This window comes from uncultured Campylobacter sp., from assembly GCF_937997535.1.
Classification (GTDB): Bacteria; Campylobacterota; Campylobacteria; order Campylobacterales; family Campylobacteraceae; genus Campylobacter_B.
Map to the genome: position 1 here is coordinate 1 of NZ_CALKTT010000053.1, position 8,813 is coordinate 8,813.

Here is an 8,813-nt window from a genome sequence, read left to right on the forward strand (position 1 = left end):
AAGCGCTAATTTCATCAAATTTAGCCGCACGCACGTCCAGCGTCGGTCTGTCGGCGCGCACAGTCTGCCCGCCCACGCCTACGTAATCGCACACGCCGCGCAGCTTGTGCACGAACGCGCGCTGCTTTTCGCTACCGATCCGCCCATGCACCGCGCCGTTTAGCGCGGCGTTGATTTTGATGAAGCAAAAGCCGCCCTCGCGCGCCAGATAAAACGGCTCCGCAAGCTCCGTCGCCGCGGCAGAGCAGACGTCAAATTTCACCTCTATGCCCCCGCGGCTTAAAATTTCCGCACCGCCCGCAGCCTGCGCATTCGTATCGCGTGCGCCGATTACCACGCGCGATAGCCCGAGCTGTGCCAAAAGCTCGGCGCAAGACGGGGTCTTGCCGCGGTGTGCGCAGGGCTCAAGCGTGACGTAGGCGCAAGCGCCGCGCAAAAGCCCGCCGTGGCGGTTTAAGATGAAATCGTAGGTAAAGCTCGGCTGCAAAAGCGCGCTTTTTAGGGCTTCTAGGTTTTGAAATTTAACGCCGAATTTGCGGGCGTATTCGCGGGCGAAATCCTGCGCGAAATTTGCGTCCAGATCGCACAACGCGGCGAAAACGGCGTTTGCTTCGGCGTGTAAAAAGCCCGCCTTTTTATGCGCGCCTATACCAAGAATCCTGCCGCTCTTATCCAGAAGCACGCAGCCCACGGCGGGGTTGGGTAGCGTCAGAGCCTGATAGCGCCACGCAGTCCGCAGCGCCAAATCCATGTAAAATTCGTCGTTCATACAAAATCCAAAAATTTAAATTGTCCCGCTCCGCCGTGCTTGCTTAGCCGAATTGCGGCTAGTCGGCAACCTCGTCTGCTCGCAACGGATTACGCCTCGGACGCAACCCGCTTGCCCGCCTACGCTCGCCCGTGCCGTACCGGTTCGCCGACTCACATTCCAAATACATTTGCTGCTACAAGCCTCGCTTTAAGCGCCAAATTTATCGAAGCTTACAAGCCGCGCGCCGTATGTGCCCGGGCGAAATTCCGCGCGGAAGCGAAACTGCGAAATCTTACCACAGGTTTTAGAATTTTATCCTAAATCGCAAATTTTGTAGCATCCGTTTCGCGCGCCAAAATTTTCGCCTATCGTGTAAATGAGTGCATCGATAGCGCGCGTAAACGCTAATTTTACGAAGTAAAATTTTAATGGAGCGCTAGGGTAAAACAACGAGCGGGCGCGAATATGAAATTTCAAAAGGCACGGCTTAATTTCAGCTCAAATTCAGGGGGGGGGTAGAATTACATAATTTTTTTTCAAAGGATTAAAATGTCTGAACAACCGACCGTTCAACCCCAATCAAACGTGCTTGGGATACTCTCCATAGTCTTCGCGATTTTAGGGATCTTTTTCCTAGGGATCGTCTTTGTTCCGCTTGCGTTTTTGTGCGCGATCGCCGCGACCTATCAAGCCGTCAAAAAGCAAGCCTCGCTCGTAATAGCGATATTAGCGTGGATCCTTACGATCGTAGGGCTCATGACCTCGCCCGTACTGCTAGCCACGATCGGCATCTCCGCTTCATAGTCGCAAACATCCGCGCCGCTTGGCGGAATTTTAATTATCCGATGAACGGCGCGCAAACCTCCGCCCGTAGAGTTTTAAAGCGTAAATTTATGGGCGGAATTTTGTCTTAAAATTCTACAGATAAAATTTTAAGGCGAAATTTAGCGCAGGAATTTTGTATCAAAAATTTACGGGCGGAATTTCAACGTGGAATTTTACCGCGTCAAAACAGTGCGTAAATTTTAAAATTTAGCCGCTTTCAGGCGCGACGTAAAATTCCGAAGCAACGCGCAAGCGTCACACAAAACTTATCTTTTAGCGACGCAGCGTGAAATTTCAAAACGGCACGCGCGGCATGGGAATTAAAATTTACGCAGCAGAAATCGCCGCGAAGCTTGCTTTTTAGCGGTACGATCTGAAATTTCAAAGCGCCGCTCGGTAGCGTGAAAAATTACTTTTTAGTGGCGCGACGTAAATTTTAAAACAGGCTAGCAGAGCAGAATTTTAAAATTTTACGCCGAACACCGCGAGAGATCAAGAGCGCTAAGAACAACTAGGAGCTGTAAATTTCAAAAGCGATTTTAAAATTTAAAGCTCGAAATTCCAAGCCAAAATTTCAAACTCGCAAATCTCGCGCGGCAAATTTTAAAGCCTCATTCGCAAAATTTCAAAGCTGCGCGCAGAGCTTTAAGTCTTCGCCACTACCACTGCACGTAGGTTCGCGCCTTTTTGATCTCGTCAAGTCGCACGCTTACCTCGCCGCCGTCCGTGCGTAGTCTAAGCACGCCGCCTTCGCAGCCGAGCACCTCGCCGCTTAGCTTCTGCCCATCCGTGCAGCTTAGGCGCACCAGCTCGCCCACGGAGTTTGCGAAATGCTGCGGCTTGCTTAGCTTGCGCTCAAGCCCGGGCGAGCCGACCTCCAGCGCCCACTCGCCCTCAAGCGGCGGCTCCACGTCAAAAATCGGCGAAAGTAGCCGCGATAGCCGCTCGCAGTCATCCAGCCCCACGCCGCCCGCTTTCGTGATACTGATGCGATAGATCGTTCTGCCGTTTTCGCTCACCGTCTCCACGTCGTAAAGCTGTACGCCGCACTCGCGCGCCAAAGCCTCTAAATCAACCATTTTTGCGCAGCTCCTCCTCTATTTTGTCAAAAAGATCGTCCATTTTATTTTGATACTCCAAGCGGTCGTCAAATTTGAAGTGAAACGCGGGGCAGCGGTACCAGCCCTCCGCCTCGGCGCAGAAGTTTTGCAAATATCTCGCCACGCGGCCTAGCTTTTCGAGCACAAATTCCTGCTCGCGCTCGTCGAAGGCATTTTTGTCCAGATACACGAACGCGTCGTAGCGCCCGCGCTTGCACTCCACGTCGGTGACGCACAGCCCGCGCAAAAGCTCGTCCTCAAGGCTCGCGAGCGCTTCGGGGATGAGCTGCTTTAGCACGCTTTGCGTGCGAAGTCTTCTAAGTTCGGTCGGATTCATCTTTACCTCGCTATCTTAAATCGCCGTAGATTATACGGCGATGGAATTTTATTTTGCGTCTTGCGATGACGGAATTTTATTGCTTTGTCGCAACGGAGCGTCCGTCCTACGGCGACATAGAATTTTATCTCGTGTCCATCTTATGGCGGCACGGAATTTTATCTCGCTTCGGCATGGCGAAATATCCGTATTGCGGCGACGCGGTCTGTTTAAATTTGACGCGGCTTGCGTCGCACCGGAGCGTCCATTTAAATTCTGAGCGGTTTGCTGCGCGCAGGTATTGCAAGCGACGCCGCGCTTTTTAGAATTTCGCTTTTAAATTTTAAAAAGCGAGCTCGGCTTTAAAATTTTGCTTTTAAATTTTAGCCCACGCTTTACGCTTAAATTTTAAACGCAGATCGCGCAAGAATTTTGCGGCTCGCATACAAAGGCTCGTCGCATAGCCGCACCGCTCCGCAGAAATACTACCGCGCTAAAGTGTGGTGCTATTCTATGCCGTATTCTGCTCGCCACGGGCGCGTTATACCGCTGCCACGCTGCCCATCTTGACACCGTAAGAATACAACGCGCGACGGCACCCTCTTTGCGCTACGCTCGCTTACTGCGTCGCTATTTACGGTATCCGTTGCCGTCTTTTGGCAGCGCCGCAATGACACCGCGCGCCGTTGCGGCGTCATTTTTAAATCGCACTGCCCGCCGCGTTGCTGTTTTGTCACGCACTGCGCCGCTGTGGAATTTATCTTAAATTTTAAAAGCGCTTCGATACCGCGCGAAATCTAAATTTTACCGCCTTTAAATTTCAACTTTGAGATTAAATTTAAAATTTAAGTCGCGCGGAAAATTCGCAACCTGCAAGCGGCATAAAATAAAATTTAATCGCAAAGCCACGCCACAAGAAAAATCTAAAACATTAAAATTTCAAAACTAGCGCTATGCAACAAAACCTCGCGCAGAAACCGACAAAATTTAAAGCCTTGCTCGCGCGCTCTACTATTAAATTTAAAAGGCGAAATTTCACGCCCAAATTTTGCGAGAATAAAATTTCAAGGCGCGATCAAGGCTTAAAATTTAGCCGCAAGCCGTGCAAACGAAGCGAATGCCCGCGCGGAATTCCGCGAGCATTAGTCGATCGTAGCCTGCTCCTCTTTTTGCTTGTAGCTTTCGATAAAATCGCCCACGCGCATATCGTCGTAACCCTCGATACCTACGCCGCACTCGAAGCCTTTGGCGACTTCCTTAGCGTCGTCTTTGAAGCGCTTGAGCGAGCTGACGTTGCCCTCAAAAACGATGACGCCCTCTCTGATGACGCGGATCTTCGCGCCGCGAGCGATGAGCCCGTCGGTAACCATACAGCCCGCGATCTGCCCGATCTTAGGCACGTTGATAACCTGGCGGATCTCGGCTTGACCCAAGGCCTCCTCGCTGATGATCGGGCTCATAAGACCGCCCAAAAGCGCCTTGATATCGTCGATGAGATTGTAGATGACGTTGTAGGTCTTAATCTGCGCGCCGCGCTCCTTGGCAAGCTCTTTGATCTCGCCCGTAGGACGGACGTTGAAGCCCAAGATCACGCAGTTTTCGCTAGCGCTTGCTAAGGCGATGTCGTTTTGCGTGATGCCGCCGATGCCGCTGTGGATGATATCGACCTTAACCTCGTCGTTGCGAAGCTTCTCAAGGCTTGCTTTGATAGCCTCTAACGAGCCCGCGACGTCTGCCTTGACGATCACAGGAAGGCTTTTTAGCGAGCCTTCGGCAATCTTGGCGCTTAGCTCGTCGATGGTGACCTTGGTCGATTTGCTAAGCTCTTTTTGGCGTTGATGCTCGTAAATTTTGCTCGCGTACTCGCGCGCTTCCTTATCGCTTGAAACGCCGATCAGCGTCTCGCCCGCACCCGGAACCTCGCTAAGGCCTATGATGACGCCGCATTCGCCCGGTAAAATTTGCTTTAGCGCCCTGCCCTTATCGTCGCTAAGAGCACGCACCTTGCCGTATGCGATGCCTGCTACGACGGTGTCTCCGACGTGCAGGGTGCCGTTTTGCACGATGACGGTGGCAACGGCGCCGCGCCCCTTCTGCAGGGAGCTTTCGATGATGGTTGCCTTAGCCTGCTTGCTAGGATCGGCCTTAAGCTCCAAAAGATCGGCTTGCAAAAGCACGATCTCTAATAAATTTTCGATCCCCTCGCCCGTTTTTGCGGAGATCGGCACGAACTCGTAGCTGCCGCCCCACTCGGTAGGCATTATATCAAGCTCCGCAAGCCCAGTTTTTACGAGATCGGGATTAGCATTAGGCTTGTCCATTTTATTTATCGCGATGATGATCGGCACGTTTGCCGCCTTGGCGTGCGCTATAGCCTCCTTAGTCTGAGGTTTGACGCCGTCGTCTGCGGCCACTACGATAATTACGATATCGGTAACCTCCGCTCCGCGCGCTCTCATCGAAGTAAAGGCCTCGTGACCCGGAGTGTCGATGAAGGTGATCTTCCTGCCATTTTTTTCGACCATATACGCGCCTACGTGCTGCGTGATGCCGCCCGCTTCGCCGCTTGCTACGCGAGAGTTTCGGATATAATCGAGCAGGCTCGTTTTGCCGTGATCGACGTGTCCCATAATAGTGATGACAGGCGCTCTAGCGATTAAATTTTCTTCGCCTTCGCTGTCCTCGTAAGCCTTGATGTAATCAAACTCCTGCGCCTCATCGACGATATTTACCTCGATGCCGAACTCACTTGCTAAAATTTCTATCGCATCCTCGTCCAAAAAGTCGTTTTTCGTCGTCATCATTCCAAGCGCAAATAGCTTGCCAATGATCTCGCTAGGCTGCTTTTTGATCTTATCGGCAAACTCATAGACGCGGATCTCTTTTGGGATATTTACCGAGCTTACGATTTCGCTACCCTGCTCGCGAGGAGCTTTTTTATGCTTTTTGCGACCGCCGCGACTTATACCACCCTCACTGCTAAAAATTTGATTCTGCGAGGCGCGATAAATATTGGGTTGGTTTTTACTTTTGGTGCGATTTTCGGTCTGAATTGGTTTGACGGTGAAATCGGGCATTACCACGACATCTTCGTCCTCAATGACGATATCCGCCATCTCGTGATCAGGAATGATGTCGATTTTAAGGGCATCCTCTTTTTTGGCGACGGGAGCTTTTTTCTTTTCGATCTTTTTCTTTTTCAAATTTAGTTCGGCATTTGAAAAGATCGCCTCTAGGCTCGCACTTATCTTTTCGCGCCTAGGCTCAGCTCTATCTTGTGCCGCCGGAGCTTGAACTTCCTTTTTCTTTTTTACGATGACTAGGCCACGACGCTTTTGCAGGCTCTCGCTAGCGATGCTATCGCCGCTGTTTATCTGCACCGGCGCAGGCTTTGAAGCGGTATTTTGCTTCTCCTCTTTCTCCTGCGGGGCGGAGGAAATTTCTTCTTTTTGATTTTGGGACTTTTCGGTTTTTGCCTCAGACTCTTGTGTACGCGCTTTTTCGTCGCTAGGCTCTTTGGCGCTCTGCGCGGACTCTTTGGATTCGGAAGCTTTTAAGCTTTCCGCCTTTTTAGGGCTCTCTTTTTTAGCGGTTTTTTTAGTTTCGCTCTGTTTTTTAGCGGGCTTATTCTCGTCTTCTTGCGCTTTTTCGGAGTTTTTCTTTGCGGGCTTTGACTTTTTCCCCGGTAAAATTCCCGTCTGGATATAATCGTAAATAGCGGCAGCTTCCTCTTCGCTTACTTTATTCGACGCGGTTTTTACTCTCTTAAAGCCCATCTCCTGCGCTTTTTCGATTATCTCTTTGCTTGCGTATCCAAGCTCGTCCGCGATATCTTTAATCAGAACACCCATTTAAAACCCTCTCCTTGATATGTCCCAAATCTGCACTAGACGCAAATTTAGATAGATATTTTGAAATTTTCTCTTTTTGATTTATGCAACCGTCGCAAATATAAAATTGTCTGTTTGAGCTTATATTTTTAAAATTTTGCAAAAAGGCGTGGAGTTCGCGCTTGGCGAAGCGCCCCTTGCAAATAACACACATCCTAATCGGTTCGCTCATGCGATTATATCTTTATTTTTCTTAGTCAATATTAAAGCCGCCATTGTCGATATCTAAAATTTCGACGCGGAAGTTTTTAAAATTTTCGCTAAGGCAGGCTTTAAGCTTTGCGGCGTCGGCTCTATAGGCTAAATTTAAAAAGCTTGAGCCGCTGCCGGAGAGCGAGCTCATAAGCGCGCCGTTATCATAGGCGATCTCGCGCACCCCAAAAAGCTGCGGAAGCACGCCCATACGCATCTGCTCGTGCATCTTGTCGATACAGGCATAGCGCAAGCTGTCGTAATCGCGTCGCATAAAGCAAGCACTCAGAAACGCCGCGTGCGAGAGGTTGCTAACGCAATCTTTGATCGAAAAGCTCTTAGGCAGCCTGCCGCGCGATTCGTTCGTAGGCATCGGCGTATCGGGGATAACGACGACCGCTTGCAGATCTTGCGAAATTTCGCATTTTTGCGTGCGAACCGTCTTACCGTCCACGACGCTACTTACAAAGCCGCCAAGCGTTGCGGGCGCGATATTATCGGGGTGATTTTCATATTCCAGCGCCGTGTTTAAAATTTTAGCGCGATCGATCTCAAACCCGCAAATTTTATAAGCGCTTGCGATGGCGCCTACGATCACGGCCGAGCTACTGCCCAGCCCGCGCGAAAACGGGATGTTGTTGTGAAAAGCAAATTTAAAATTTATCTCTTGCCCGCCGCCTAGTTTTTTGTAAATTTCATTGAAAATATTCAAAAAAGCGTTGCCCTTTTTTAGCCACGCTCTGTCGCTGCCCTCGCCGCTAAGCGATACGCAAAAAAACTTCTGCTCGGTAATCTCTACTTCGTTAAATAGCCCTAGGCTAAGGCCTAGCGCGTCGAAACCTGGGCCTAAATTTGCGCTCGTCGCAGGAATTCTTATAATCAAGCTCTCTCCTAAACCGCTTCTATGATGTAATTTGGAAGTATATCATCGCTTTTATTTAAAACCGATAAATCCTGCGGCAAAGATAGCGCAGCGGGGGCGCATTTTTTCATCCTGATTTCGCTGCGTTCGTAAACGTAGTTGAAGTTTTTATTCGCTCTGATCGGCCCGAAGCCGCTTAGCTCAAAGCCGCTGATGGCGTACAGCGGCACATCAAGAGCGATGCTAAGCGTGCGCAATATCACATAGCTTACTTTCATACCCATGAAGCTGCCCGGGGTATTTGCGTAGATGAGCTCTTTGATTTTATAAGTTTTTAGAATTTCGCTAAATTTGCAGATCAGAAATTTATCAGCCTTTTCACCTTCAGCGCTCGTAAATTCCGCTATCTTAGCGCCGTTTTCATACACACCGAGCAGGCACGGAGCGCTAAGAGCAGCGATTAGAATTTCAATCTCTTTGATTTTGCAACCTTAAGCAAAGACTTTTTGATATTCGCGCACAACCTCGGCGGTAAGATCTACTAGCTCGAAATTTTTAGCATCGGCTAAAACTGATAAAGTTAGTTTATGATTTAGATCGTGGCTTCCCGCAAACGCCGTATAATCGCCTAAAATTGGAGCGCCAACGAGCGCAAGATCGCCGATCGCGTCTAAAATTTTATGGCGGACGAACTCGTTTTCAAAGCGCAATCCCTCGGGATTTAAAATTTTATTCTCATCGATTACGACGGCGTTTTCTAAGCTGCCGCCTAGAGCTAACCCCATTGAGCGTAGCGCCTGCACGTCTTTCAAAAACCCAAAAGTTCTGGCGCGTGAAATTTCTTTAAGATAGGCTTTTTTGCTAAATTCAAAAACAT

10 protein-coding genes are annotated in these 8,813 nt (G+C 49.8%); 1 reads left to right on the forward strand and 9 read right to left on the reverse strand.

From position 1 onward, the window contains the following. On the reverse strand, nucleotides 1-769 hold a 769-nt coding region (gene ribD / locus Q0117_RS05275; RefSeq protein WP_297923470.1), incomplete at its 3' end, for a bifunctional diaminohydroxyphosphoribosylaminopyrimidine deaminase/5-amino-6-(5-phosphoribosylamino)uracil reductase RibD. A gap of 531 nt (nucleotides 770-1,300) precedes the next feature. On the opposite strand from ribD, the gene Q0117_RS05280 reads away from it, so the two are divergent. Continuing rightward, nucleotides 1,301-1,555, forward strand: a complete 255-nt coding sequence (locus Q0117_RS05280) for a hypothetical protein (RefSeq protein WP_069435689.1) — start codon at nucleotides 1,301-1,303, stop codon at nucleotides 1,553-1,555. Nucleotides 1,556-1,793: 238 nt separating this feature from the next. Here the strand turns inward: Q0117_RS05280 and Q0117_RS05285 are convergent, their stop codons facing one another. The 8 genes from Q0117_RS05285 to Q0117_RS05320 all read right to left on the reverse strand — a co-directional run. After that, entirely contained in the window at nucleotides 1,794-1,961 is a 168-nt protein-coding gene (locus tag Q0117_RS05285) for a hypothetical protein (RefSeq protein WP_297923473.1), read from the reverse strand. A 274-nt stretch (nucleotides 1,962-2,235) separates the two neighbouring features. Further along, nucleotides 2,236-2,655: a ribosome maturation factor RimP gene (locus tag Q0117_RS05290; protein ID WP_297923475.1), complete on the reverse strand. Its 420-nt coding sequence runs from the start codon at nucleotides 2,653-2,655 to the stop codon at nucleotides 2,236-2,238. Next, entirely contained in the window at nucleotides 2,648-3,013 is a 366-nt protein-coding gene (rbfA, locus tag Q0117_RS05295; RefSeq protein WP_005872391.1) for a 30S ribosome-binding factor RbfA, read from the reverse strand. The genes Q0117_RS05290 and rbfA overlap by 8 nt, the downstream gene beginning before the upstream one ends. 1,121 nt (nucleotides 3,014-4,134) lie before the next feature. Continuing rightward, the gene (gene infB / locus Q0117_RS05300) at nucleotides 4,135-6,843 is read right to left on the reverse strand and encodes a translation initiation factor IF-2 (RefSeq protein WP_297923477.1); all 2,709 of its coding nucleotides are present in this window, start codon (nucleotides 6,841-6,843) and stop codon (nucleotides 4,135-4,137) included. Then, the gene (locus tag Q0117_RS05305; protein ID WP_040304108.1) at nucleotides 6,827-7,054 is read right to left on the reverse strand and encodes a hypothetical protein; all 228 of its coding nucleotides are present in this window, start codon (nucleotides 7,052-7,054) and stop codon (nucleotides 6,827-6,829) included. Before Q0117_RS05305 ends, infB begins: the two co-directional genes overlap by 17 nt. 21 nt (nucleotides 7,055-7,075) lie before the next feature. Further along, nucleotides 7,076-7,957, reverse strand: coding sequence for a homoserine kinase (gene thrB / locus Q0117_RS05310; protein WP_297923480.1), 882 nt, complete (start codon nucleotides 7,955-7,957; stop codon nucleotides 7,076-7,078). Between the two features lie 8 nt (nucleotides 7,958-7,965). Beyond that, nucleotides 7,966-8,364, reverse strand: coding sequence for a glycoprotease (locus Q0117_RS05315; protein ID WP_297923482.1), 399 nt, complete (start codon nucleotides 8,362-8,364; stop codon nucleotides 7,966-7,968). Between the two features lie 63 nt (nucleotides 8,365-8,427). Then, nucleotides 8,428-8,813, reverse strand: a 386-nt coding sequence (locus Q0117_RS05320; protein WP_297923484.1) for a UDP-3-O-acyl-N-acetylglucosamine deacetylase, incomplete at its 5' end; no start/stop codon positions are given.

Bases quoted from the DNA above. Each gene is read 5' to 3' on its own strand.
- Q0117_RS05305 (WP_040304108.1), bottom strand. From the start codon at position 7,054: ATGAGCGAACCGATTAGGATGTGTGTTATTTGCAAGGGGCGCTTCGCC.
- Q0117_RS05290 (WP_297923475.1), bottom strand. From the start codon at position 2,655: ATGGTTGATTTAGAGGCTTTGGCGCGCGAGTGCGGCGTACAGCTTTAC.
- rbfA (WP_005872391.1), bottom strand. From the start codon at position 3,013: ATGAATCCGACCGAACTTAGAAGACTTCGCACGCAAAGCGTGCTAAAG.
- Q0117_RS05280 (WP_069435689.1), top strand. From the start codon at position 1,301: ATGTCTGAACAACCGACCGTTCAACCCCAATCAAACGTGCTTGGGATA.
- infB (WP_297923477.1), bottom strand. From the start codon at position 6,843: ATGGGTGTTCTGATTAAAGATATCGCGGACGAGCTTGGATACGCAAGC.